Consider the following 23,895-nt stretch of genomic DNA (forward strand, 5'->3'; position numbering starts at 1 on the left):
CCTGCACCCGCGGCCTGTCCGGCGCCCGGAGCGAAAGCTAGGCTGGCGCCCGACCGACGCATTCGGGAGGAGCACGGACGTGGCCGACAGCACCACTCAGCAGCATCCGCTCGCGGGCTGGGACAAGCCGGAGCTCGACCTCAGCACGGCGCACTGGCGATCGAGCAGCGAGGGGCGCGGGGACGTGGAGATCGCGTTCGTCGAGGGCTTCGTCGCCATGCGCAACAGCGGCCGCCCGGAGAGCCCTTCCCTGATCTTCACCCCGCAGGAGTGGGGAGCCTTCGTCCACGGCGCCCGGGCGGGCGAGTTCGACCTGACGTAACGCATCGGAACCGGCCGCCCGGGGCTCAGCGCAGCACCACGCAGCCCCGGGTGGCCAGGGCGCGCAGGAGGCGGTCGCTGACGCGTACGTCGTTCCAGCGCAGGTCCAGCTTCTCCAGGGCGGGCAACTCGGCGACCCAGTCCGGGAGTTCCGTGAGGTGGTTGGCGCGCAGGTCGAGGCGGCGCAGGAGGGGCAGACCGCGCAGGACGCCCGGCACCTCCGTGAAGGCGTTCTCGCGCAGCTCCAGTTCCCGCAGCTCGGAGAGGCGGCCGACGCCCGTCGGTAGCCCGGTCAGCCGGTTGCCGCGGAGCCAGAGCTCCCGGAGCGCGCCGAGCGAGCCGATCGACTCGGGCAGGCTGGTCAACTCGTTGTGCTGGGCGCGCAGTTCCACGAGCCCGGTCAGGCCGCCGAGCGTCTCGGGGAGTGCGGTCAGACGATTCTCGCCGACGTTCAGATACGCGAGCCGGGTGAGACGGCCGAGGGATCCGGGCAGCTCGGTGAGCTCGTTGTCGTGCAGGTAGAGGAAGCGGCTGAGGGCCGTGAGGTCGCCGAGCTCGTCGGGGACCGCGCGCAGCTTGTTGTGGCCGAGGTCGAGGGTGTGCAGCGAGGTGAGCGTGCCGATGCGGGCGGGGAGGCGGGTCAGCGCGTTGTCGGGCAGGAGCAGGACCTCCGGGCCGGGGTGGCACCACACCTCCTCCGGTATGTCGTCGAGGCCGCCGCGCCAGTAGTTCAGGACGGAATCGTTGGTCACTGGGGCTCCCGTGTTGGTAGTGGGGTCATGGTGGCTGAGGGCGCGCCCGGCTTCGGGGCTCGGGGGTTTCCTGAGCTCCAGGGGCCGCCAGGAAAGCTCCGTGGCTGGTCGCGCCGCCCCCGCCACCTGGGCAGCGCGTCCGCCCCCGCGCCGGAACACCCCGCAGGCCACGTACCATAGGCGCATGTCCTTCCTCCGCCGCCGCAGCTCCGCCACCCCCGCGGGCCCGGACTTCGATGTCCTGGCCATGGACCCCGGTGACTGGCCCGGCAATCTCGGCGCGGGCCTGCTGCCCGCCCCCGACGGCAGCTGCCAGGGCGTCTTCCTGCGCTACGACCTGTTCGGCGGCCGCGGCCCCGCGATGATCATCGGCAACCTCCCCGAGGGGTCGCCGGCGCGCGAGACCGCCGAGGGCGAGGTCCCCTTCGAGGTGGCCCAGCTGCTCCTGGCGCTGGAGAACGACGAGGACATCACGGTCGTCTCCACCGAGGACGTGCCGGTGATGCAGGGCGACAACCTCCTCATCGTGCGCCGCCTCAAGCTCTCCGAGAGCCGGATCTCCTGCGTGCAGTTCGACCGCAGTGACAACGTCCTGGTGACCATCGCCGCCTGGGACCGGCCGATCACCGACGACCTGTACGCGCTCCTGAAGCCGCTGCCCGCGGAGCTCTTCCAGCAGGGCTGACGGCCCGCACTTCCCTCCGCGTTCCCACCACGTACTACCGCGTTCCATCCAAGTGCTGCCCCGTTCCGTCCAAGGCGCGGGGCAGTTTTCTGTCGTGCCCTTGCCAGCCAGTCATCGGACTTTTAACGTGACCGGTCATGACTCAGGGGATCACGCGAAGGACGACCATGAGGTCCGCGCTCGGCGGCGCTGCCGCTGTAGCGGCGAGCGGAGGCGCCCTCGGCGGAGCCCGGACGGCCTCGGCGGCGACCGCAGCCACCGCCGCGCACGCGGAGACGAGCCACGACACCTCCGATGAATCACCGCTCGACTCACTGCTCTGGTACGACGCGCCCGCCGCCGACTGGGAGCGCGAGGCCCTGCCCATCGGCAATGGCGCCCTCGGCGCCATGATCTTCGGCACGCTCACCTCCGAGCGGCTCCAGTTCAACGAGAAGACGCTGTGGACCGGCGGCCCCGGCTCCCGGGAGGGTTACGACTTCGGCAACTGGCGCGCGCCCCGGCCCGGCGCCCTCGACGCCGTGCGCGACGAGCTCGACGAGAAGGGGCGGCTCGCCCCGGACGCCGTGGCCGCGGAGCTCGGCCAGGGCCGGCGCGGGTACGGCGCCCACCAGACCTTCGGCGATCTGCACATCGACGTGCCGGACGCGCCGGCCGATCCCGACGCCACGTACCGCCGCGCCCTCGACCTCGGACAGGGCCTCGCGTCGGTCACATACGTCCATGAAGGGGTGCGTCACCGCCGGGAGTTCTTCGCCTCGTACCCCGACAAGGTGATCGTCGGGCGGCTCTCCGCCGACCGTGCCGCGCAGGTCACCTGCACCCTCCGCTACACCTCGCCGCGTGCCGACTTCACCGCGGAAGCGGGCGGTGACCGCATCACGGTCCGCGGCGAACTCGCCGACAACGAGCTGAAGTTCGAGGCCCAGCTGCGCGTCGGACAGCAGGGTGGGACGCGCGTCGCGAACGACGACGGAAGCGTCACGGTGACCGGGGCCGACCACGTCTGGTTCGTCCTCGCCGCGGGCACCGACTACGCCGACACCTACCCCGGCTACCGGGGCGACGACCCGCACGCAGCCGTGGCCCGTACGGTCGACAGAGCCGTTTCGGCGGGCCACCGCGCACTGCGCGCCCGCCACCTGCGCGACCACCGCGCCCTCTTCGACCGCGTCACCCTCGACATCGGCCAGGCGCCCCCCGCCGATGTGCCCACGGACCGGCTGCTCAAGCAGTACGGGACCGGGGTGAGCGCCGCCGCCGACCGGGCGCTGGAGGCACTCTTCTTCCAGTACGGCCGCTACCTCCTGATCGCCTCCTCGCGCGCGGGATCGCTGCCCGCCAACCTCCAGGGCGTCTGGAACCACAGCACCACCCCGCCCTGGTCGGCCGACTACCACACCAACATCAACCTTCAGATGAACTACTGGCTCGCCGAGGCCGCGAACCTCCCCGAGACGACCGCTCCGTACGACCGTTTCGTGGAGGCCCTGCGCGCGCCCGGCCGCCGCACCGCCAAGGAGATGTTCGGCAGCCGCGGCTGGGTGGTGCACAACGAGACCAACCCCTACGGCTTCACCGGCGTCCACGACTGGTCGACCGCGTTCTGGTTCCCGGAGGCCGCCGCCTGGCTCACCGCGCAGCTCTACGAGCACTACCGCTTCGGCGGCTCGACGGAGTACCTGCGCACCACCGCGTACCCGGCGATGAAGGAGGCCGCCGAATTCTGGCTCGACAACCTGCGCACCGACCCGCGCGACGGCACCCTGGTCGCCACGCCCAGCTACTCGCCCGAGCACGGCGACTTCACCGCGGGCGGCGCGATGGCCCAGCAGATCGTGCACGACCTGCTCACCAACACCCTGGAGGCCGCCCGCGTGCTGGGCGACTCGCCGTCCTTCCGCGCCGAGCTGAAGAAGACCCTGGACGCCCTGGACCCCGGTCTTCGCATCGGCTCATGGGGGCAACTCCAAGAGTGGAAGGCGGACTTGGACGACCGTACGGACGGCCACCGGCACGTCTCGCACCTGTACGCCCTCCACCCCGGACGGCAGATCCGGCCCGGCAGCGAGTGGGCCGAGGCGGCGAAGGTCTCCCTCACGGCGCGCGGCGACGGCGGCACCGGCTGGTCCAAGGCCTGGAAGGTCAACTTCTGGGCACGCCTGCGCGACGGCGACCACGCCCACAAGATGCTCGGCGAACAGCTGAAGTCCTCGACCCTGCCCAACCTCTGGGACACCCACCCGCCGTTCCAGATCGACGGCAACTTCGGCGCGACGTCCGGAATCGTCGAAATGCTCCTGCAGAGCCAGCACGACACGATAGAAATCCTGCCCGCGCTGCCGGCGACCTGGCCCGAAGGGTCGGTCCACGGCCTCCGCGCCCGCGGCGGCGCGACCATCGGCATCACCTGGACCTCGGGCCACGCCACCCGCATCACCCTGGTAGCCTCCCGCACCCGCGAACTCACCCTGCGCAGCGACCTGTTCACCGACGGCGTGAAGACGGTGAAGATACGCGCCGGACAGCGTTACGTCTTCGACTGAGCGAGGGCGAGACCGTCGGGTCCGGGCCCGCTCCCACGCGGCCCCGGACCCGACTGCACGGCACGTTCCTACGGCGTCACGAACCCGACCGGACCACCTGTACGTCCGCCGCGCGCACATAACCGATCCGGTGTCCGTACTGGATCACGTAGTACATGTCCTTGCCGCGCACCACCTTGTGCCGCGCGGTGTCGAACGTCGGGGCGTAGAAGTACTCGCCCGGCACCTTGTCGCCGATCACGTACTTCTGGCCCGCGAGGATCTTGTAGGGGAGCGGGGAGACCGCCTGCACCGGGACGCCCGCAGGGTAGGCCTCCTTCTCCGGGTACGCGCGCCCGTACACCGGGACCTCGGCCGCGCCCGCCTTCGGCGTCACCACGAGGCCCTTCGCGTCGACCGCGGTGGGCTGCTTCTTCGGGTTCTTGAACCAGGCCTTCTGGCCGAGGTACCAGACGGCCGTCCAGTCGCCCTTGCGCTCGGCGACCGCGTACTGCTGGCCGGTGGAGAGCCGCGCGCCGACATCGTTCACGTCGATCGTGGAGTCCTGGCCGCCCGGACGCTTGCCGATGTCCTTGATCAGCGGCGCGTCGTCACGGGGTTCGGTGTGGACGCGCACCGCGGCCGAACCGTGCGGCACGCACTTCTCGCCGGGCTTGGCGCAGCCCGTGTACTCGGGCCGGTTCTTGGAGTACTCCGGCGCCACCGTCACCATGCCGCCCGCCGGGCCCGCCGTGGGGCGGAACGGCGCGCCGAGCAGCGTGAAGTAGTGCTGCCAGTCCCAGTACGGCCCCGGGTCCGTGTGCATGCCGGGGATGGTCGAGGACACGGTGCCCTGGACGTTGTCGTGGCCGAGGATGTGCTGGCGGTCCAGCGGGATGCCGTACTTCTTGGCGAGGTACTTCACCAGACGGGCCGACGTGCGGTACATGGCCTCCGTGTACCAGGTGTCGGGCGCGGTGAGGAAACCTTCGTGCTCCAGGCCGATCGACTTGGAGTTCACGTACCAGTTGCCCGCGTGCCAGGCGACGTCCTTGGCCTTCACGTGCTGGGCGATGTGCCCGTCGGTGGAGCGCAGGGTGTACTGCCACGACACGTAGGTCGGGTCCTGCACCATCTTCAGGACGCCCTCCCACCTGCCTTCGGTGTCGTGGATGATGATCGAGTCGATGCTCTGGCTCTTCGGCCGGTCCGACTTGTCGTGGTTGCCGTAGTCGGGATTGCCGTTGGGATCCTTGAACTCCTCGTACGGCGCCGGGATCCACTCGCACGACACGGTCTGCGGGCACTCCGTCTGCCCCGCGGGCACCTTCCGCAGGCCCATGCGCTTCACCTGCGCGGCGTCCGGCTTCAGGCCCGGCTCGGGCGCGAGCTCGACGCGCTGGCCGGCGTCCGTGGTGCGCCGCTCGCCGTCCCGGATCACGGCGAACACGTCATTGGCGTACGTGGCCGCGGTGGCCTCGTCGTCCGCGCCGGAGAAGCGGGCGATGGCGCCGTACCAGTCGGCGGGATCGCTGCTCAGCGGCTTGCCGAGCTTCCGCTGCGCCGCCGCGAGCAGCGCCGCCCCGCCCGCCACGTTCGCGGCCGGATCGGTGCGCAGCTCCTCGGCGGACCGGCCTGACAGCTCGGCCGCGCGGGGCAACGTCCTGAGCCGGGCGGGGAGTTCACCCTCCTCGGGCAGCTGGGCCCGGGGTGGCGGGGCCGGACGTGAGGTGTCGCCGCGCGGGTCCTCGTCGCCCTCGCTGTGGTGCGGGGCCGAGGTCAGCGCGGTGCGCGCGTCGGTGAGGTGCATGGGGCCGTAGCCCCCGGTGACGCTGGCCGCGCCGCCGTGCGCGTCCCAGCGCGACTGCAGGTACGAGACGCCGAGCAGCACGCTCTGCGGCACGCGGTACTCGGTGGCGGCCGACGCGAAAGCTCCCTGCAGCCGCTCGGCGGGGGCCTGTTGGGAAGTGCCGGACGACGGGGCCGCGCCGAGCAGCGGCACCAGCAGTCCTGCCGACGCGAGGGCGCCCACGGTCATGACGGTGCGTCTGCGGGTGGACGAGGTAGGGGCGGTGTCGGATCCTCGCAATGCAGCCTCCTGGGCCGGTGAAGCGTGACGGGGCGTGCGGGGCCGGGCGTGCGTCAGTGGTACCGGCTCTCCGACGATCCGTCAATCATGCCCAGGAGGCGGGATTCCGCATGTCAGCCCCGGTCCCGGCGGGTCAAGGGCGGGATTTCGCCGGACGGGCCCCACCGCCTGCGGCGCGTCAGTGGCGTGGACCAATGAGCGGTGCGGAGATCCACCTGTTCGGTGGCGCCCGTCGGGGGAGCGGCGAGGCCGGTCCCAGGTGCGGGCGCATGCTCTGAATCAGTCGAGTACGGCGGCGGCTTCGACCTCGACCAGATGGTCGGGTACGTCCAGTGCCGCGACGCCCAGGAGCGTGCCGGGCGCCATCGGTGTCACCCCCAGCTTCGCGGCGGCCCGGGCGATTCCCTCCAGGAGAAGCGGCATCTTCTCGGGGTTCCAGTCGACTACGTAGAGGGTCATCTTCGCCACGTCGTCGAAGGAACCGCCGACCTCGGCCAGAGCGGTGCCGACGTTCAGATAGCACTGCTCGACCTGAGCGGCGAGGTCGCCTTCGCCGACCGTGACCCCCTCGGCGTCCCAGGCGACCTGCCCGGCGATGTGGACGAGCTTCGTCCCGGACGCGATCGACACCTGCCGGTAGGCGCCGACTTCCACGAGTCCGGTCGGGTTCACCAGGGTGACGGCCATGCTCTGTGCCTCCTCGTCGGACCGGGGGAGCGGTCCCCGGTCTCTTGTGGTTACTCGGGAACCGTAGGAGAGTGGCCGCTGACGTGGAAGAACGCACTTTTCAGTGACTGGGGAACCTGATGGTGACCAAGCAGTACGACGGCTCGCCCGACGCGGCGGACCTGCGGCGCGCGGACTCTCTGGCGCGGGAGATCTTCTCGGACATCGCCAACAAATGGGCGCTCCTGATCATCGAGGCGCTGGGAGAGGGGACCCTGCGCTTCAGCGAGGTCAGGAGCCAGGTCGAGGGCATCAGCCACAAGATGCTCACGCAGAACCTGCGCATGATGGAGCGCAACGGACTGGTCGAACGGACCGTGCACCCCACCGTGCCGCCGAAGGTCGAGTACACCCTCACCGAGCCGGGCCGGGCCCTGCGGGAGACGGTCGACGGCATGTGCGCGTGGACGCACCGGTATCTGGGGGAGATCGACGCCTCCCGCCACCGTTTCAACACCTGATTCGACCGCTGCCCGCTGCCCGCTGCCAGCCGTCCTCGGCTCGCTCGCTCCCCTCTGTCTCTGTTGTCTCCGCCGCGACTCATCGAGGCATGCGTGCCACCTCCAGGCGCGGCCAGTCGGCGAGGTCACGCAGCAGTTGCCGGTCGTGGGTGGCGACCATGACGGCGGCGCTCGTGCCGCGGATCGCGTCGGTCAACTCGTCGACCAGCGCGGACGACAGATGGTTGGTCGGCTCGTCGAGCAGGATCAGGCCGGGCCGCCCGGCCAGTGCCAACGCCAGGTCCAGGCGCCGCTGCTGACCCTGCGACATCCGCCCGACCGGCGTACGCATCGCGTCGCGGTCCAGCAGCCCGACCGAGCCGAGGGGGACGGCGTCGGCGTCGCGGAGCACCCCGCGGGCCACCAGCCGCCCCACGTGGCGGGCGTACACCTCGCGGGCGGTGAGGCCGGGCTCCTGCTCAGCGGTCTCCTGGGTGACGCGGACGACCCGCGCCCCCGCCGCCGTACGAACGTATCCGCTCGTAGGAGCGAGTGAACCGGCGAGCACCGCGAGCAGCGTGGACTTCCCGGCACCGTTCGGCCCGGTGACCAGCAGCCGGTCGCCGCCGTCGAGGGCCAGGTCCACCGGACCGGCGAGCCGCCCGTCGACCGTGACGCCGTGCGCCCGCAACTGCGGCGCCCCCGGCCGGACATCGAGGTCGGGCCACCGCAACGCCGACGGCGGCTCCGGCACATCGATCCGGTGCGCCTCCAGGGCGTCCTGCTGCCGCTTCAGCGCCTGTACGACGCCCGGCGCGCGGGACTGGCGCTGGTGCTTGCCGGTTCCCTTATCCGGCCGCCAGCCGGTGGAGAGCCGGTCGCGGGCCTTCGATGCCGCGTCCCGCAGCCGCCGGTGCTCGTCCTGCTGCTCCTCGTGGTCCTGCTCCCAGCGCTCGCGCTCGCGGCGCCGTGCGTCCTGCCAGGCGTCATAACCTCCGGCATAGAGGCGCGTTCTGCCGTCGCGGGTGGGGTCGAGGTCGAGGAACCGGTGCGCGACGTCGCGCAGCAGCGCACGGTCGTGGCTGACCAGAGCGAGACCGCCGTCGTGCTCGAGCAGCCTGCGGGTGAGGAAGCCGAGACCGTCGGCGTCGAGGTGGTTGGTCGGTTCGTCGAGCAGCAGGACGTCGTGGCGCGCACCGAGCAGACACGCAAGGCGGACCCGATAACGCTGCCCGACCGAGAGCGTCGCCAGCGGGCGTTCCCGGTCCGTACAGGCGCCGAGGGCTTCGAGGGCTACGTCGACACGGCGTTCGGCGTCCCACGCGTCGAGCCGGGTGGCGGCGTCGAGCGCTTCCGCGTATCGGTCGCCGGCCGCGGGGTCGCCCTCGGCCATCGCGAGGGTCGCCCCGTCCAGCGCGGCGAGGGCCGCGAGCGACGCGGCGAGGGCCTCGGACGTGAGGGTGCCCACGGTCTCGCCGTCCCGGGCGGTCAGCTCCTGGCGGGCCAGGCCGATGGTGCCGGCCCGGTGCACGGTGCCCTCGTCGGGGCCGATCAGCCCGGCGAGGACGTGCAGCAGCGTCGTCTTGCCCCGCCCGTTCTCACCGACGACGGCGATCCGCGACCGCGCGGAGACGGTGACCGAGACGTCGTTCAGGACCTGCCGGGATCCGAGGGTGACGGTGACGCCTTCGGCGCGTACGTGGGCGCTGCCGCCCGCTTCGACGGGGAGGCGGGACGGGTCGGCCGAGGACGTGGTTCCAGGAAAGGTGAAGGGGGAGAGGTTGGGGTTCACGGGTGCTCCGCAGCTCGCAGTGGAGCCGGGCAGCGGAAAGCGGCCGCCCGGCGGGAACCGGGACGGCGAGCGCTCGTTCAGTGGGAGAAGGCGCCGCCGTCAGCGGGCGGAGCGGACCTTCTGCGACCAGATACCTCGTGCCATGACAATCAGGTTAGCGGATGCCGTCGGCTGTCACCGGATGTCGCCGGACCAGTCGAAGCGGCGCGGGGCGCCGGGGCGTGGGCGGTACGTCGCCCGGCCGCCGGCACCGAACCGCCCCAGCTCGGTCGGGAGAGCGACACCCGCGTCCACGTCCTCCTGCGTCCAGCCGGTGATGTCGAGCAGCAGCCCGTCCAGCGGGCCGCCGACCAACTCGGCGTAGCACTGACCCGGACGCGGGCCCGGGTGGTCGTGATCCTGGCCGTATACCCGGCCGCGCAGCAGCTGCTCGTCGTCGCTGTCCATGCGGTCCAGCCTCCCAGCCGCCACTGACAACGGGCCCCGAGAGGGACGATGGTCGGTCAGTGCTCGGACGGTGCCAGGTGCGCGCGTTCCCCCTGCGCCCCGAACAGGGCGAGCAGCTCGGCGGGCCGGCTGTCGGCACTGCCGATCCAGTGCGGGACGCGGGTGTCGAACTCCGCGGCCTCGCCGACTCCGAGCTGGAACTCCCGTTCGCCGAGCACGAACCTGACGCATCCGTCGAGGACGTAGAACCACTCGTACCCCTCGTGGGTCCGCAGCTCGATCCTGGCCGCGATCCGGTCGGCGGGCGGGTAGATCACCTTGTAGGCCTGGATGCCGCCGGGCCGCCTCGTCAGCGGCACCATCACGAGACCGGACCGCCGCACCGGACGCAGGTGGACACGCGGGTCGCCGGTGGGCGGTGCCGCGACGAGGTCGTCGAGCGGTACGTCGTGCGCCCGGGCCAGGGGCAGCAGTTGTTCCAGCGTGGGGCGGAGCTTGCCGTTCTCCAGACGGGAGAGGGTGCTCGCGGTGAGGCCGGTCTCGGTCGCCAGCGCGGCCAAGGTGGTGCCGCGTGCCTGGCGCAGGGCGCGCAGCCGTGGCCCGACCCCGGCCAGGACGTCCGCCGCGCGGTCGTCCCTGCCGCTACCCCCGTTGCCGGTACTGGTGCTGCTGCCTGTCTTTCCCATGCTCTCCATGGCCCGATGATGCGGATCCGCAATTTTTCTTGCAAGGGCGAGACGGCGGTCCCGATGCTGTCGGTACACCACCGGCGTTGCGGGCACGGATCGGATCCCGCTCGGCACGCCGGACGACGAAGGGGCACGCACTCACATGGAATCCACCGGACGCCGCCTCACCGCAGACACTGAAGCCACTACCGACACCGCCTCGGCAGGCGACGACGCCGAGCTGTTCTGGGAGCAGCTCTACCAGGCCCGGCGCACCTGGGGCGGACGCGTCAACCCGCTGCTCACCGAGACCGTCGCACCGCTGCGCCCGGGCGCGGCCCTCGACCTGGGATGCGGCGCCGGCGGCGACGCCCTCTGGCTCGCCCGGCAGGGCTGGCACGTCACCGCCGTGGACATCTCCGCCACCGTCGTCGAACGGGTACGGGAACGCGCCTTGGAACTCGGTGTCGGGGACCGGGTCACCACCGAACGGCACGACCTGGCCGACAGCTTCCCCGCCGGCCGGTTCGATCTCGTCTCCGCCCAGTACTTCCAGACCCCGTTCGCGCTGCCCCGCAGCCGCGTCCTGCGCACGGCCGCACGTGCCCTGCGCCCCGGCGGCCTCCTCCTGATCGTCGACCACGGATCCACCGCCCCCTGGTCGTGGAACCAGGACCCCGACACCCACTACCCCACACCCGCCGAGACCGCCGCCGACCTCGACCTCGACCCCGCGCGGTGGTCCGTCCTGCGCGCAGACATGCCCCGGCGCCGGGCGACCGGCCCCACCGGCGAGACGGCGACCGTCACCGACAACGTCCTGCTCGTCCGGCGAGCCGCCGAATGACACAAGCCCCTGCTCCCCACGGAACGGCCGAGAAGGCCATGCTGCGAAGCTTCCTCGACCAGCTGCGGACCTCGGTCACGCACAAGGTCGCGGGCGCACCCGAACCGCAGGTCCGAACGGGCGGCGTGCCCTCGGGCACCAACCTGCTCGGACTGCTCAAACACCTGGCGTTCGTCGAACGGTTCTACTTCCTCGGCGAGGAACCCGGCGACTGGCGCGCGACGCTGCGGCCGTCCATGGACGACACCGTCGACAGCGTGATCGCCGACTACCGGCAGACCGTCGAGCGGGCGAACCAGGTCATCGACGCGTGCCCGGACCTGGCCTTCCTCGCCCCGAGACCCCCACGCCGGGGCCCGGCCCTCTCGATGCGATGGGTCCTGATGCACATGATCGAGGAGACCGCCCGGCACGCCGGCCACACGGACATCCTGCGCGAGCGGATCGACGGTTCCACCGGCCGCTGACGAGCCGGACGGAAGGCATACGGATCACGGGTGTTGTGTCTGCTTCATGGCCTGAAGTGAGCTACGTCAGTTTCAGTCAGCTTTGCGAAATGGGTCGCGCATGTCGGGGGAATTGCCAAGATGACTGCTGTCCCCGTCGGGCCCTGGTGACAGGCTGCCGGGCGGGCGGCGCGTGCATGCCGAGTCGTCCACCGAAGGGAAGCCCCGTGGCGAACGAGCTCAAGTACGGCGACCACATTCACCTGCAGAACGGCTACAACGGCTGGCAGGGCGGCTACCTCGACACCAACGGCCACAGCGCGGCCGGCGGCGGCAAGTACAACGTGGCCACCGCGGACACGCCCACTCGCGGCAAGGGCACCGGCACGTGGGAGATCGCCTCCGCTTCGGGCAAGTCCTCCGGACAGCCCGTCGTGAGCGGCGACCTGATTTACCTGCGTAACCTCTACGGCGGCGACGGGGGCTACCTCGACACCAACGGCCACGCCTCCGACGCGCAGAAGGGGGCCGGAGCCAAGTACGACGTGTCGACCTCCCAGTCCAAGGACCGCGCGGCGGGCACCGGCCGCTGGCGCGTCTTCGCCCGCACCTCCTCACCCGCCGACCAGAACATACGGGTGGGCGACGTGGTGCATCTGTGGAACACCTACGGCGACAACGGCGGCTTCCTGGAGACGAACGACCACAGCACCCTCCAGGGCGGCAAGCTCGACCTCTGCACCAACGCGTACTTCAACCGCAGCTCGGACGTCGCCGACTGGAAGATCCACAAGGCCTGAGCGGCAATGAGAAGCCCCGGCTGGACGGGGGAGACCAGCCGGGGCCGTAAAGCGTGGCGAGCGGAGGGCGGTCGCCTCTCGGCGAAAGGCTCCATGGGGCTTCAGCCGAACGATCTTCCCCATGGGCTATAGGTGAGGCCCGGGGACACTGTCCCCTCCGCAGCCACACCTGGACCAACGACGGACCACCGCCTGTTGTTCCGGACGATTGCCTCATACGGGGTGATCTGGGCCACACCGCTCACCCTCCCCGCGCGGCGGCCTCCTACGCTGCACCCATGAAGATCCGCCTCATCGATCCGCGCGACACGACCTGGGAGCGGCAGTACGCCGACTTCCGGGTCTACTTCTGGGACCTCTCCGCCCATGCCTCCCATGCGTACGCGATCCTGGCAGAGGTCGACGTCGGCGAACTCCTCTCCTGGGCAGAGGAGTACGCGGCGGGACGGGGCTGGACCTACACCCTCTATGCCGCGGTCACCGACAGCCACGGCCCTGGACTCATCCGGCTCGCCGGAGTCGCGGACGATCCGTTCGACGACCGGTAGTTGATCGTTCACATCCCGTCGCGTGGGGGGCAGGATGGCCCCATGCTTGCTGATCACCAAGAATGCGACGTGGTCGTCACGGCCGTCGCCCCGGTGGGCGCGGCGGTCCGCGCCTGCGGCCACGAGGGCTTCATCGACCAGGCGAAACACCCCTCCTGGCGGTCGGACGTGCCCCCGGCCGCCGTCGGCGACCGGATGCGCGCGGTGGTCCTGGACTCCACCAGGACCCCGGCACGGCTCAGCGCCCTGCCCGCCGACATACGCATTGCCCGCAGCCTGCGCCACACCGAACCGCTGGCACGCCTCTGTCCGCCGCCCGGTAGCGGGCGGACCGTGGAGTGGGCCGCCGTGGAGGCGGAGTTGGGTACGGCCCTGCCCGCCGACTACAAGCGTCTCGTGCGGATGTACGGCGGCGGGGTCTTCGCCGGAGAGCTCTGGCTGCTGGAACCGGACTGCCCGGACCCGGCGTACGACCTGGTCACCCAGACCGCGGAGTGCTCGGAGACGCTCGCCGATTTCTGGGCAGCGGGCCAGAAACGGCCGCCGGAGCTCGACGAACCCGGCGTCAGGCTGGTGCCCTGGTGCTACGTGGACGGCGCGGGCCACTTCCTGTACTGGCTGGTCCGGCCCGGCGTCGAGCCGGAGGAGTGGACCGTGATCCTCAACGAAGGGCGCGGCCCGCTCTGGGAGGCGTATCCGATGTCGTGCGGGGAGTTCCTGCACGATGTGGTGGCCGGTACGACGACGTCGTTCTACTTCACGGACCCGGATGAAGCGGACGACCCGGAGGAGAGGCTGAGCTTCGTGCCCAACTCCCGGATCCTGGGCCCCTAAAGTCACTCACGTGACTGAGCCCTCCTATCTCGCCGCGGTCCGGGAGTCGTACGACGCCGTCGCCGCCGACTACGTGAACATCGTCAAGGACCCCGTGGAACTGGACCCGTTGTCGCGCGCGATGCTGGCCGCCTTCGCGGAAACCGTGCGTGAGGGCGGCCGCGGACCCGTCGCGGACGTGGGATGCGGGCCCGGCAAGGTCACGGCCCACCTGGCCGGCCTCGGGGTGGACGTCTTCGGGATCGACGTGTCCCCAAAAATGATCGAACTGGCCCGGCAGGCCTACCCACACCTGCGCTTCACGGTCGGATCAATGACGGCACTGGACATCCCCGACAACCAACTCGGCGGGATCCTGGCCTACTACTGCGCCCACCACACGCCGCCCGAGCTGCTGCCGACCGTATTCGCCGAATTCCATCGGACCCTCGCCCCCGGCGGGCAGCTGATGCTGGCCGGTCATGTGGGAGAGAACGCGGAGCTGCGCCCGACGCAGGCCTACGGCGGCCACCCGGTGTCCTACACCTCCCACCTGGTGCCGCCCGAACGTATCGCCGAACTGCTGGACCAGGCAGGCCTGACCGTCACCGCGCACCTCGCGGAGGCACCTCCAGCACGCCGATCGTCTTCGGCACCCGGCAACGGAGTCAGAAGGAGCATCGCCACCTTCATGGCCGGCAAGAGCTGATCCGGCCGGCCTGCCGAAACCGGTCGACAACAGGTGTCACGACGGGCGACCATTGCATGACACAAGGTGAGGGTCGTGCGCTGAGCGGCCGCACCGCTAGGGGGCTTTCAGTGGAACCGTCCGAAGCACCCGTCGTCCTCGACCGCGATGTGTTCATGCGGAGCCTGATCCGCGAACTGGCACGCGTCCTGGAGGACGTGGTCGGCCTCGAGGAGGCGGCGGGGTACGTCAGCCTCGTCAGCCAGACCATCGGCAGCGACATCAACCGCCAGTACACCAAGGCGCTCTCCGTGGACCGTCTCGACCGCGGACAGGTCGCACAGGTCATGGTCGACCTCAAGAGACGCCTCGGCGGAGACTTCTTCGTCCTTGAGGAGAACGACCAGCGCATCGTGCTCGGCAACCGCGTGTGCCCCTTCGGCGAGAAGGTCGTGGGCCGCCCTTCGATGTGCATGATGACGTCGAACGTCTTCGGCACCCTCGCCGCGGAGAACCTCGGGTACGCCCGCGTGGAACTGGACAAGACCATCGCCCGCTGGGACGTCGGCTGCCGCGTCATCGTCCACCTGCGGCCGCCGTCCGAAGCGGAGCAGAGCACCGGGCGTGAGTACTACGGCGACCTTCAGTGATCCACGACGAAGCGCTGAGCCTCTTCCGGAAGATCACCGCTCTGCTCAGCGAGCCCGTACTGCTCGTCGCCGCCGACTCCCAGGTCCTGGCCGGCAACCCGGCGGCGGCCCGGCTGCTCCCGGGCGTCGCGGACGGCGTCCCGCTGAGCGACCTCGTCTCCGAACCCGCCGACGACGTCGCCCGCTTCGTCCGGCAGTGGCTCCGCACCGGCCATCCGACGCCGGCGGGCCTCACGCTGCACGGATTCGACGGGGCACGGCTGCGCTGCCGCTGCTTCGGCGCCCGAGCACAGTGGCTGCCCGCCCCGACCGTCCATCTGCGGGCCGTCCGCATCGACCCCGGCGACCGTTTCCTCACCCTCAAGGAGCGTGTCGACGCCCTCGACCGCGAACGTACGCTCCGTTTCCGCGCCACCGAGGACCACGCCGCACTCACCGCGTCCCTCACCACCGCCCAAGCCAGGGTCGAGCACCTGCACGCGCTGATCGTGGCGCTCGCGACGGCCACGACGACAGCGTCCGTCATCCAACTGGTCGCCAAACACGTCCCCGCGGTCCTCGGCTGCACGGAAGCCGACCTGCACCTCACCCCACCGCCCCCGGCACCCGGCCGCCTGGACGTCCCCGTCCCTCCCCGCGCCACCCTCGTCCTCACCTCGGACAGCCCGCCCCCGCCGGACCACCTGGAGTCGATCCGCGTCCTGATCGGCAGTACGCTCACGCGTCTCCCGTGAAACTCAGACGAAGCGGCGCACGAAGGCCAGTGCGACGTCGGCGACCTCCTGCCACCTGTTGTCGAGGGTCAGCGCGTGGTCCCTGCCGTGCAGTTCGATGATCTCCGTGACGCACGCATTGCGCTTCTGGCGCTTGTACGCGCCGCTGGCGAGTGCCCAGGGGATGGCGTTGTCCTGGCCGCCCGAGATGATCAGGAGCGGGCCGCGCCGCGGGGTGCGGTAGTCGGCCTTGACCTCCGTGCGGGGATTGAGGTTGGCGAGCGCCGCCTGCATGGGCGGGGCGCACGGCGCGGGCACGGCGTACCGCTCGTAGATGGAGCGGGCCTCCTCCTCGCTGACGGCGTTGGCGTAGGCGTAGCGGAACTGCTCGTAGGTCAGTGGCTTGGCGCGCTTCCGGTTGGCGGGGTTGGCGATCATGGGAAGCAGTGAGCGCACCGTGGACAGGGGCATCGCGAGGACGCCGCGGAACGGTGCCGGGTCGATCGCCACCGAGGCGGCCGACAGACCGCGGCCCGCGAGGATCTGGGTGAGCAGCCCGCCGACGGAGTGGCCGACGATCACGGGTTTGCGCTCCAACGCGCCGATGCGCTCGGCGAGATGGTCGGCGACCTGCGCGACCGTCGTGCCCGCGATGGCCTCGGGGTGCCGCCTCGCATCGTCGGTCGTCGCCGGTTCGCCCGGCCACGTCAGGGCGACCGGGGCGAACCCGGCGGCCTCGAAGTGCGGAAGCCAGTGGTCCCAGCTGCTCGCCAGCATCCACAGGCCGTGCACGAACACGGCCGGCGTGCGGCCCGAGGCGTTGGCCCGGTCGATCTGCTCTGTGTCGGTTGCGGACATACCCTGACGCTACGGTCGTACGTCCCGGCGCGTAAGCGGGCATCGCCACTGTGGCCGATACTGCACGGCGGCGGACCGACATAGTCCTCGGGTACTCGCCAGAGGCATACGAAAGTCCGCGGTGCGCCCCTGTCCAAAGCGCACCGCGGGCTCCGCCCCCGTCAGCGGGTTCCGACCGCCGCGCGTACGGCCCGGCGGGCCAGCTGGCAGTCGTCGTGCAGCCGCCTCAGCAGCAGCCGCTGTTCCTCGCCGGTCGGCGCGGCACCGGGCTGGGCCGGGCCCGGGGCCACCGGGGCCGAGTCATGCATCGAACGCTGCACGGCGGATTCGTACGTACGGATCTCGCGGGTCAGGACCAGCATCAGGTTGACCAGGAAGGCGTCGCGCGCAGCCGGGCCCGCGGCCTGCGCCAGCTGGCTGATCTCGCGTCGCGCCACCGGGGCGTCGCCGAGGACGGTCCACAGCGTCGCCAGGTCGTATCCCGGCAGGTACCAGCCGGCGTGCTCCCAGTCGACCAGGACGGGGCCGGTGGGGGAGAGGAGGATGTTCGAGAGCAGGGCGTCGCCGTGGCAGAACTGCCACATGGCCTGGGGTCCGCCGCCCTGGTGACCGACCGAGTGCGCGATGCCGTGCAGCAGCTTCTGCAGGTCGCCCATGTCGCGGTCCGTCAGCAGGCCCAGCTCGTGGAAGCGGGAGATGCGCCGGGGGTAGTCCAGCGGCTTGCCGAACATCTCCGTCGGCGGCCGCCACTGATTGAGGTGGCGGACGGAGCCGAGCGCCGCCCGGATGTCCGCGCGCGGCGGGGCCTCGGCCGGGTGCCGGTGCAGGGCCGCCACCCGTCCGGGCATCCGCTCGATGACCAGCGTGCAGTCGTCGGGGTCGGCAGCGATGAGCCGCGGCGCTCGAACCGGCGGGCGGTGCCGGACGAACGAGCGGTAGACCGCTATTTCGTGCCTGATCCGCTCGGCCCAGCCGGGCGAGTGGTCGAGCAGGCACTTGGCGACGGCGGTACCGCGCCCCGCCGTGCCGACGAGCAGCACGGTGCGGCCGCTCCTGCGCAGCACCTGCACCGGATTGAACTCGGGACAGATGCGATGCACGGAGGCGATCGCGGTGCGCAGTTGCGCCCCCTGGGGGCCGGACAAGTCGAGTCTCCCGCTGAGCGGTTGCGTGCCGGGCCCTGCCATGCGGGGCGTGCGGCCGACGCCTGACGGCGTGCCCCCGGGGCGCACCGGCTCCAGATAAGGGCCGTTCCCCGGTGACGGGGGAACCTCGCGGCTCCGGTGGACCGGGGGGCGCGGGCGGAGCGGCCGGGGCGGGGCGGACACGGAGGACGATGCTGCGTACATGGGCGATACAGATCCCTTCGTGTGCCTGTGAGTTGCGTGCGCCTCCCGGCCCGATCACTTCGGGTGCACCCTGGGGAGTGCCTTGCGGCGACCGGGTCGGGGTGGCGCACTCCTACCTGACACCCGGCGTCCCCTGGCACACCATGTGGCGCACCCTGGCGAACCCTGGCGAATAGTCGCTCAGCAACTGACAGGCGGTTACTGTCAACTCAGCCGAGAACCTGGGGGCTTGACGTGAACGGACAACCAAACACCCGCCTTTCCGACCTGTTCGGCCTGGCCGGCTGGTCGAAGGGTGAGCTCGCGAGACTGGTGAACCGGCAGGCGGCGGCCATGGGCCACCCCCAGCTGGCCACCGACACCTCACGGGTGCGGCGGTGGATCGACATGGGAGAGATCCCGCGCGATCCGGTGCCGCGGGTGCTGGCTGTTCTGTTCACCGAGCGTCTCGGCCGTGTCGTGACCACTGAGGATCTAGGTCTGGTCCGGCACGGGCGCGCAGGGAAGCGGCGTGGCGACGGGAGTGTGGAGCACCCCGACGGCGTGCCGTGGGCGCCCGAGCGGACAGCCGCGGTCCTCACCGAATTCACGGGAATGGACCTCATGCTCAACCGACGCGGCTTGGTGGGCGCGGGCGCTGCGCTTGCCGCAGGCTCCGCACTCAGCAGCGCCATGCAGGACTGGCTGCACACCGACCCGGCCCTCAAGGCCGACGCCCCCCGTATCGAAGATCCCCTGCACGCCGACCCCGCCGGGTTCGACCGCTACGAGGCCGCCCCCATCGGGTCCCAGGAGATCGAGGAGCTGGAGCGCTCGGTCGAAGTCTTCCGCGCCTGGGACGCGGCCCGCGGCGGCGGCCTTCAGCGCAAGGCCGTGGTGGGCCAGCTCAACGAGGTGGGCGGCATGCTCGCCTACCGGCACCCCGACCACCTCCAGCGGCGCCTCTGGGGTGTCGCCGCCAACCTCGCGGTGCTCGCCGGCTGGATGTCGCACGACGTCGGCCTCGAGCCCACGGCACAGAAGTACTTCGTCATCGCGGCGCACGCGGCCCGTGAGGGCGGCGACCGGCCGCGCGCGGGTGAGGCACTGTCCCGGGCCGCGCGGCAGATGGTGCACCTCGGCAAGCCGGACGACGCCCTGGACCTGATGAAGCTCGCCAAGTCGGGCGCCGGCGAGGAGGCGCTGCCCCGCACCCGGGCGATGCTGTACACGATCGAGGCGTGGGCGCACGCGTCGATGGGCCGCGGGCAGGCGATGCGGCGCACCCTCGGCCTCGCCGAGGACCTCTTCGTGTCGGACAAGGGGGACGTGCCGCCGCCGAGCTGGATGCAGATGTTCGACGAGGCGGATCTGCACGGCATGCAGGCCCTGGCCTACCGCACCCTCGCCGAACACGAGGCGTCCGCGGCCGGCGCCGCGCAGCGGCACGCCAAGGAGGCGATCGAGTTGCGCGCCAAGAACCGCGACCGGTCGCAGATCTTCGACTACATCTCGCTCGCGTCGGCCTGCTTCATCGCCGATGACCCCGAACAGGCCGACAGGTACGCCCGATTGGCGCTGGTGTCGATGCGAGCGAACTCCTCGCACCGAACCTGGGACCGGCTGCGCGAGATGTATCGGCTGACCGCGCAGTACGCCGGTTACCCGAAGATCCAGGATCTGCGCGAGGAGATCAAGCTCGCGCTGCCGAGGCCGAAGGGGGCCAAGGGAAGGACGGTCAGGGCGTAGCGCCCCGGTACTCCCGGTACGAAGGCTCAGATCCGCACGGCCAGCAGGCAGGCGTCGTCCTCACGTGGTGCCTCGCCGAACTCCTCCACGACGGTTCGCACGCAGTCCTGTGCCGTACGCGCCCCGGCCAGACGGGACGCGAGGGAGAGCAGCAGTCCCGTCGCGGTCTCCCTGTCGCGCCGCGGCACCAGGCCGTCGGTGTGCAGCAACAACAGGTCTCCGGGCCGCAGTTGCTCTTCGGCCTGCCCGTACTTCGCCCCGGAGGTGGCGCCGAGGAGCACACCGTGCGGTGGCGTCAGCGTGCGCCCCGTCCCGTCGCGGAACAGCAGTGGGGCGGGGTGGCCCGCCTGCGCCCAGGTGAGCAGATGTGTGGCGGGGTCGTAGCGGCAGCAGACCGCGCTGCCGAGGGCGGGCTGGACCGTGGCGTCCAGTAACTGGTTGAGCCAGCCCATGACCTGGTCCGGCGGAGCGCCGGTGACGGCCATGCCGCGCAGTGCGCCGAGCAGCATCGCCATGCCGGAGGTGACGGTGACTCCGTGCCCGGTGAGGTCGCCGACGCTCAGCAGCGCGTGTCCCTCGGGCAGCTCCATCGCGTCGTACCAGTCGCCGCCGATGAGGGCGCCGGTCGAGGAGGGGAGGTACCGGGCGGCGAGGTCGAGCCGGGCGGGGCCGCCGTGCGGAAGCCGCAGGGAGCCGCGCCACGGCGGAAGGACCGCCTCCTGCAGCTCGATGGCGAGGCGGTGCTCGGTCTGTGCGATGTCGCGGTGGCGCTGCAGCGAGTCACGGCTCTCGCGGACCACGCGCTGACTGCGGCGCAGCTCGCTGACGTCCCGCAGGACCGCCCACATGGAGGCGGTGGAGCCGTCGGTGGCGAGCACGGGCTCACCCATCATGTGCACTTGACGCGCGCGCCCGTCGGGCCGCAGGACGCGGAACTCGCCGTCGATGGGCTTTCCGTCGATGAGGCAGTCCGTGACCATCGCGGTCAGCAGGGGCTGGTCGTCGGGGTGCACCAGGGACGGGAACTCGTCCAGGGAGAGCGGGGGAGCGGCCGGGTCGCGGCCGAGGATCTCGTAGAGCTCGGCGGACCAACTGGCCTCGTCGGTGAGGAGGTTCCACTCGGCGCTGCCGACCCGGCTCAGGAGGGAACCCCGAGGCGGCTCCACGGGCGCCGGGGCGGCCGGTGCCGCGGGCTCCCCGCCCGCTCGCGGCGGGCCGTCCCGCAGCTGCGCCAGATGGTCGTCGAGGTCGTTGAGCTGGTGGACCGCCAGGTCGCAGAGGGCTCGCTGCCAGCGTCCCGCGGGGTCCCCGTGGTCGGCCACGGCGTCGCGCCGGACGGCGTCCACCTCGCCGCGGAGCCGACGTGTCTGCGAGATCAGCGCGTCGACCGTGCCGCGCTCGGGCGGCTGGGCGGCTGCGTGGTCCGCAAAGACATGGGGCGGCATGAGGTGCTCCGTTGAAGGTGCGGTGCGACCAACTTGACGAGTGGTGGACCGCTAATGACTTTCGCACAGCCGAAGGGGGGCCGTAAGGGATTTGGCAACACACGATTCGGTGGTGCTTCTGGCATATGCCTATGTCCTGCAGATACGCGGCCGCAGGGGCTGGAGTCCAGTCCGGAGCGGTGAAGAAAGCGTAGGGTCATACGGCGGAATGTGGAGGTCCGGTGGCAGGTCAGGGGTGAGCGGTGACTGTGGGTGCCGTGACGGGCGGGGCCGGCACCGCGAGCTGTTGCCCGCGGCCGGTGGCACACGCGAACTTCCGTACGAACAGCCGCTGTTGATGCTTCAGAACGGCGTGAATTGGTTGCTGGGGTGACGCCGAACGACGCCGAGCGGGGCGGTCGTCCGCTACCCCTTCTGCCCCCGGCCCGGCACCTGCGGCGACCTCGCCGCCTCCGCCTCGGCCTTGGCGTCGCTCACTGCCGCGGCAGCCTGCTTCGCGACCTCGTCCGCGGCCGCCGCGGCGTTGAGCGAGAGCGGCGGGTCCGCCGCGAGCTCCGCGCCGCCCTCGACAGGTGTGTCGTCGGCAGCGGCCGTCGCTGTCTCCGCGGGCGGTGTGGTCTCGGGCAGGCCCACCGTCGAGTGATCGCCGAACGCGCTGGTGACGGCGCGCACCGCCTCGGTCAGCTCGCCCGGGATCACCCAGAACGTGTTGTTGTCGCTGCTCGCCAGGTGCGGGAGCGTCTCGAGGTATTTGTAGGCCAGGATCTTCGGGTCGGCGTTGTTGCGGTGGACGGCCTGGAAGACCCGCTCCACCGCCTTGGCCTCGCCGTCCGCTCGCAGGATCATGGCCTGCTGCGTGCCCTGCGCCTCCAGGATGTCCTTCTGCTTCGTGCCCTCCGCGGTGAGGATCTTGGCCTGCCTCTCGCCTTCGGCGTGCAGGATGGCCGCGCGCTTGTCACGCTCGGCCCGCATCTGCTTCTCCATCGCTTCCTTGATGGTGTTCGGCGGATCGATGGCCTTGATCTCGACGCGGTTGACGCGGATGCCCCACTTGCCGGTGGCGTCGTCGAGGACGGTGCGCAGGCGGGTGTTGATCTCCTCGCGCGAGGTGAGGGTCTCCTCCAGGTCCATGCTGCCGATGACGTTGCGCAGGGTGGTCACGGTGAGCTGGTCGATCGCCTGCAGATAGTCCGCGACTTCGTAAGCCGCCGCCCGTGGATCAGTGATCTGGTAATAGAGCACCGTATCGATGTTCACCACGAGGTTGTCCTCGGTGATCACCGGCTTGGGCTGTGAGGAATACACCTGCTCGCGCACGTCGAGTTTGGTGTTGACGCGGTCGGCCACCGGCAGGACGAGATTCAGGCCGGGTTGCAGCGTCCGCCGATATCTGCCGAACCGCTCGATGTTGTAGCGGCGGGCCTGCGGGACGATGCGCACAGAGGAAGCCACGAGGAAGACGACAACGATCGCCGCCACGAGAATCGGAATGACAACCGGATCCATACTTCCTCCATTGCCACAGATTCAACTGTTCACGGAAGGAGCTCACGGAAGGAGCTCACGGAAGGAGCTCACGGAAGGAGTTCGCGGGGGTAGACGATGGCGGTGGCGCCTTCGATCTCCATGACGTCCACCAGTGCTCCCGCCGGGATCACATGGCTTTCGTCGAGGGTGCGGGCGGACCATTCCTCGCCGCAGAGTTTGATGAGGCCGTGGGAGGCGGTGACCTCCCGCACGACCTCGGCCCGCTTGCCGATCAACGCGTCGCTGCCCTCGTGGGTCAGGGGCGCCTGCGCCATGTGCCGCAGCGCGACGGGGCGGACGAGGACGAGGCCCCCTGCCGCCGCCGCGGCGAAGGCCACGAGCTGACCCGCGATGCCGATGCCCACACCGGAGACGACGGCGGCGACCAGTGCGGCGCCCGCCAGCAGTCCGAAGGCCAACGTCAGCGTGAAGAACTCCGCGGCGCCCAGCGCGGCGGCGGCGACCAGCCATGCGAGCCACGGCATCGGATCAGCCTCCCTCGGGGGACTTGTCTACCAAGCTACCTCCGTGAACACCTGACGGAACAGGCCTGTCCCGGCTCGACCCGTGCCCGCACCGGGCCCTCGGGGATCGCTCACACCGGGCCCTCGGGTGCGGCCGGGGACAGGCCGAGCCGGTCGGCGGTACGGGTGTGGTCGACGAGGCGGGCCACCAGCGGGCGCAGCGGTCCGCGTATGCGGAAGTCGGTGCCGGCGCGCAGGGTCTCGTCCTTGGTCTGCAGCAGGGCGCGGAGGCCGACGCAGTCGCAGAAGGACACCTCGTGCAGGTCTATCAGGAGGCGGGCGGGGCGAGTGTCCAGGCAGGCGCGGACCGCTTCGTAGAGCGTGCCGACGGTGCCCAGGTCGATCTCGCCGGACAGGAAGATCACGGTCTGCTCCGGCAGCAGCACCGTGTCGGTACGCAACCGCGCGCATTCATGCGGAACCGAAATCACGTTCCCCTCTCGACAACCCTCTCCACCACACCGGAATCCCGGGGGCAGGGCGAAAAGGCCGGGTACCCCCGCGCCTCCAAAGC

General features: G+C 70.9%; 25 protein-coding genes. 13 read left to right on the top strand and 12 right to left on the bottom strand.

Annotated elements, in window-relative coordinates:
* Window positions 1–79: 79 nt before the first annotated feature.
* Window positions 80–322 carry a DUF397 domain-containing protein gene (locus ACI2L3_RS11385; RefSeq protein WP_404752107.1) on the top strand — a complete coding sequence of 81 codons (243 nt, stop codon included), beginning with the start codon at window positions 80–82 and terminating at the stop codon, window positions 320–322.
* A 25-nt stretch (window positions 323–347) separates the two neighbouring features.
* Here ACI2L3_RS11385 and ACI2L3_RS11390 read toward each other — a convergent pair whose 3' ends face one another.
* Entirely contained in the window at window positions 348–1,073 is a 726-nt protein-coding gene (locus tag ACI2L3_RS11390; protein WP_404752108.1) for a leucine-rich repeat domain-containing protein, read from the bottom strand.
* 184 nt (window positions 1,074–1,257) lie between these two features.
* Between ACI2L3_RS11390 and ACI2L3_RS11395 the strand changes: the two genes are divergently transcribed.
* Both ACI2L3_RS11395 and ACI2L3_RS11400 read left to right on the top strand, forming a co-directional pair.
* Complete coding sequence (locus ACI2L3_RS11395; RefSeq protein WP_359640453.1) at window positions 1,258–1,758, top strand: hypothetical protein; 501 nt, start codon at window positions 1,258–1,260, stop codon at window positions 1,756–1,758.
* 167 nt (window positions 1,759–1,925) lie between these two features.
* Entirely contained in the window at window positions 1,926–4,304 is a 2,379-nt protein-coding gene (locus ACI2L3_RS11400) for a glycosyl hydrolase family 95 catalytic domain-containing protein (protein ID WP_404752109.1), read from the top strand.
* 76 nt (window positions 4,305–4,380) lie between these two features.
* Here the strand turns inward: ACI2L3_RS11400 and ACI2L3_RS11405 are convergent, their stop codons facing one another.
* Complete coding sequence (locus ACI2L3_RS11405; protein WP_404752110.1) at window positions 4,381–6,372, bottom strand: N-acetylmuramoyl-L-alanine amidase; 1,992 nt, start codon at window positions 6,370–6,372, stop codon at window positions 4,381–4,383.
* Between the two features lie 279 nt (window positions 6,373–6,651).
* On the bottom strand, window positions 6,652–7,059 hold the full coding sequence (locus tag ACI2L3_RS11410) for a RidA family protein (RefSeq protein WP_404752111.1): 408 nt from the start codon (window positions 7,057–7,059) through the stop codon (window positions 6,652–6,654).
* Window positions 7,060–7,178: 119 nt separating this feature from the next.
* Here ACI2L3_RS11410 and ACI2L3_RS11415 point away from each other — a divergent pair, with 119 nt between their 5' ends.
* A complete protein-coding gene (locus tag ACI2L3_RS11415; RefSeq protein ID WP_404752112.1) occupies window positions 7,179–7,559 on the top strand; it encodes a winged helix-turn-helix transcriptional regulator in 381 nt (126 codons plus the stop codon).
* A 79-nt stretch (window positions 7,560–7,638) separates the two neighbouring features.
* Here ACI2L3_RS11415 and ACI2L3_RS11420 read toward each other — a convergent pair whose 3' ends face one another.
* The 3 genes from ACI2L3_RS11420 to ACI2L3_RS11430 all read right to left on the bottom strand — a co-directional run bounded on the left by ACI2L3_RS11420 (window position 7,639) and on the right by ACI2L3_RS11430 (window position 10,463).
* Entirely contained in the window at window positions 7,639–9,330 is a 1,692-nt protein-coding gene (locus ACI2L3_RS11420) for an ABC-F family ATP-binding cassette domain-containing protein (protein WP_404752113.1), read from the bottom strand.
* Between the two features lie 174 nt (window positions 9,331–9,504).
* Window positions 9,505–9,777 (bottom strand): hypothetical protein, encoded by a 273-nt coding sequence (locus tag ACI2L3_RS11425; RefSeq protein ID WP_404752114.1) that lies wholly within the window; start codon window positions 9,775–9,777, stop codon window positions 9,505–9,507.
* 56 nt (window positions 9,778–9,833) lie between these two features.
* Window positions 9,834–10,463 carry a helix-turn-helix domain-containing protein gene (locus tag ACI2L3_RS11430; protein WP_404752499.1) on the bottom strand — a complete coding sequence of 210 codons (630 nt, stop codon included), beginning with the start codon at window positions 10,461–10,463 and terminating at the stop codon, window positions 9,834–9,836.
* Window positions 10,464–10,608: 145 nt separating this feature from the next.
* On the opposite strand from ACI2L3_RS11430, the gene ACI2L3_RS11435 reads away from it, so the two are divergent.
* The 8 genes from ACI2L3_RS11435 (at window position 10,609) to ACI2L3_RS11470 (ending at window position 15,971) form a co-directional block, all read left to right on the top strand.
* A complete protein-coding gene (locus tag ACI2L3_RS11435; protein WP_404752115.1) occupies window positions 10,609–11,292 on the top strand; it encodes an SAM-dependent methyltransferase in 684 nt (227 codons plus the stop codon).
* Entirely contained in the window at window positions 11,289–11,759 is a 471-nt protein-coding gene (locus ACI2L3_RS11440) for a DinB family protein (protein ID WP_404752116.1), read from the top strand. The genes ACI2L3_RS11435 and ACI2L3_RS11440 overlap by 4 nt, the downstream gene beginning before the upstream one ends.
* Before the next feature lie 206 nt (window positions 11,760–11,965).
* Window positions 11,966–12,538: a hypothetical protein gene (locus ACI2L3_RS11445; protein WP_404752117.1), complete on the top strand. Its 573-nt coding sequence runs from the start codon at window positions 11,966–11,968 to the stop codon at window positions 12,536–12,538.
* Between the two features lie 278 nt (window positions 12,539–12,816).
* Window positions 12,817–13,086 (top strand): hypothetical protein, encoded by a 270-nt coding sequence (locus tag ACI2L3_RS11450; RefSeq protein WP_404752118.1) that lies wholly within the window; start codon window positions 12,817–12,819, stop codon window positions 13,084–13,086.
* Between the two features lie 42 nt (window positions 13,087–13,128).
* Window positions 13,129–13,920, top strand: coding sequence for an SMI1/KNR4 family protein (locus ACI2L3_RS11455; protein ID WP_404752119.1), 792 nt, complete (start codon window positions 13,129–13,131; stop codon window positions 13,918–13,920).
* Window positions 13,921–13,930: 10 nt separating this feature from the next.
* Window positions 13,931–14,608, top strand: coding sequence for a class I SAM-dependent methyltransferase (locus ACI2L3_RS11460; protein ID WP_404752120.1), 678 nt, complete (start codon window positions 13,931–13,933; stop codon window positions 14,606–14,608).
* A 110-nt stretch (window positions 14,609–14,718) separates the two neighbouring features.
* The gene (locus tag ACI2L3_RS11465; RefSeq protein WP_404752121.1) at window positions 14,719–15,237 is read left to right on the top strand and encodes a methanogen output domain 1-containing protein; all 519 of its coding nucleotides are present in this window, start codon (window positions 14,719–14,721) and stop codon (window positions 15,235–15,237) included.
* Complete coding sequence (locus ACI2L3_RS11470; RefSeq protein ID WP_404752122.1) at window positions 15,234–15,971, top strand: hypothetical protein; 738 nt, start codon at window positions 15,234–15,236, stop codon at window positions 15,969–15,971. Before ACI2L3_RS11465 ends, ACI2L3_RS11470 begins: the two co-directional genes overlap by 4 nt.
* A gap of 3 nt (window positions 15,972–15,974) precedes the next feature.
* Here the strand turns inward: ACI2L3_RS11470 and ACI2L3_RS11475 are convergent, their stop codons facing one another.
* A complete protein-coding gene (locus tag ACI2L3_RS11475) occupies window positions 15,975–16,808 on the bottom strand; it encodes an alpha/beta hydrolase (RefSeq protein ID WP_404752123.1) in 834 nt (277 codons plus the stop codon).
* A 161-nt stretch (window positions 16,809–16,969) separates the two neighbouring features.
* The gene (locus tag ACI2L3_RS11480; RefSeq protein ID WP_404752124.1) at window positions 16,970–18,157 is read right to left on the bottom strand and encodes an aminoglycoside phosphotransferase family protein; all 1,188 of its coding nucleotides are present in this window, start codon (window positions 18,155–18,157) and stop codon (window positions 16,970–16,972) included.
* Window positions 18,158–18,391: 234 nt separating this feature from the next.
* On the opposite strand from ACI2L3_RS11480, the gene ACI2L3_RS11485 reads away from it, so the two are divergent.
* Window positions 18,392–19,885 (top strand): hypothetical protein, encoded by a 1,494-nt coding sequence (locus ACI2L3_RS11485; protein WP_404752125.1) that lies wholly within the window; start codon window positions 18,392–18,394, stop codon window positions 19,883–19,885.
* A 26-nt stretch (window positions 19,886–19,911) separates the two neighbouring features.
* Here ACI2L3_RS11485 and ACI2L3_RS11490 read toward each other — a convergent pair whose 3' ends face one another.
* From ACI2L3_RS11490 to ACI2L3_RS11505, 4 genes are all read right to left on the bottom strand, one after another.
* Window positions 19,912–21,330 (bottom strand): PP2C family protein-serine/threonine phosphatase, encoded by a 1,419-nt coding sequence (locus ACI2L3_RS11490; protein WP_404752126.1) that lies wholly within the window; start codon window positions 21,328–21,330, stop codon window positions 19,912–19,914.
* A 405-nt stretch (window positions 21,331–21,735) separates the two neighbouring features.
* On the bottom strand, window positions 21,736–22,836 hold the full coding sequence (locus tag ACI2L3_RS11495) for an SPFH domain-containing protein (protein ID WP_404752127.1): 1,101 nt from the start codon (window positions 22,834–22,836) through the stop codon (window positions 21,736–21,738).
* 68 nt (window positions 22,837–22,904) lie between these two features.
* On the bottom strand, window positions 22,905–23,342 hold the full coding sequence (locus tag ACI2L3_RS11500; protein WP_404752128.1) for an NfeD family protein: 438 nt from the start codon (window positions 23,340–23,342) through the stop codon (window positions 22,905–22,907).
* Window positions 23,343–23,452: 110 nt separating this feature from the next.
* A complete protein-coding gene (locus ACI2L3_RS11505; RefSeq protein WP_404752129.1) occupies window positions 23,453–23,782 on the bottom strand; it encodes an STAS domain-containing protein in 330 nt (109 codons plus the stop codon).
* Window positions 23,783–23,895 lie beyond the last annotated feature (113 nt).

The organism is Streptomyces sp. NPDC029674 (assembly GCF_044903205.1).
Classification (GTDB): Bacteria; Actinomycetota; Actinomycetes; order Streptomycetales; family Streptomycetaceae; genus Streptomyces.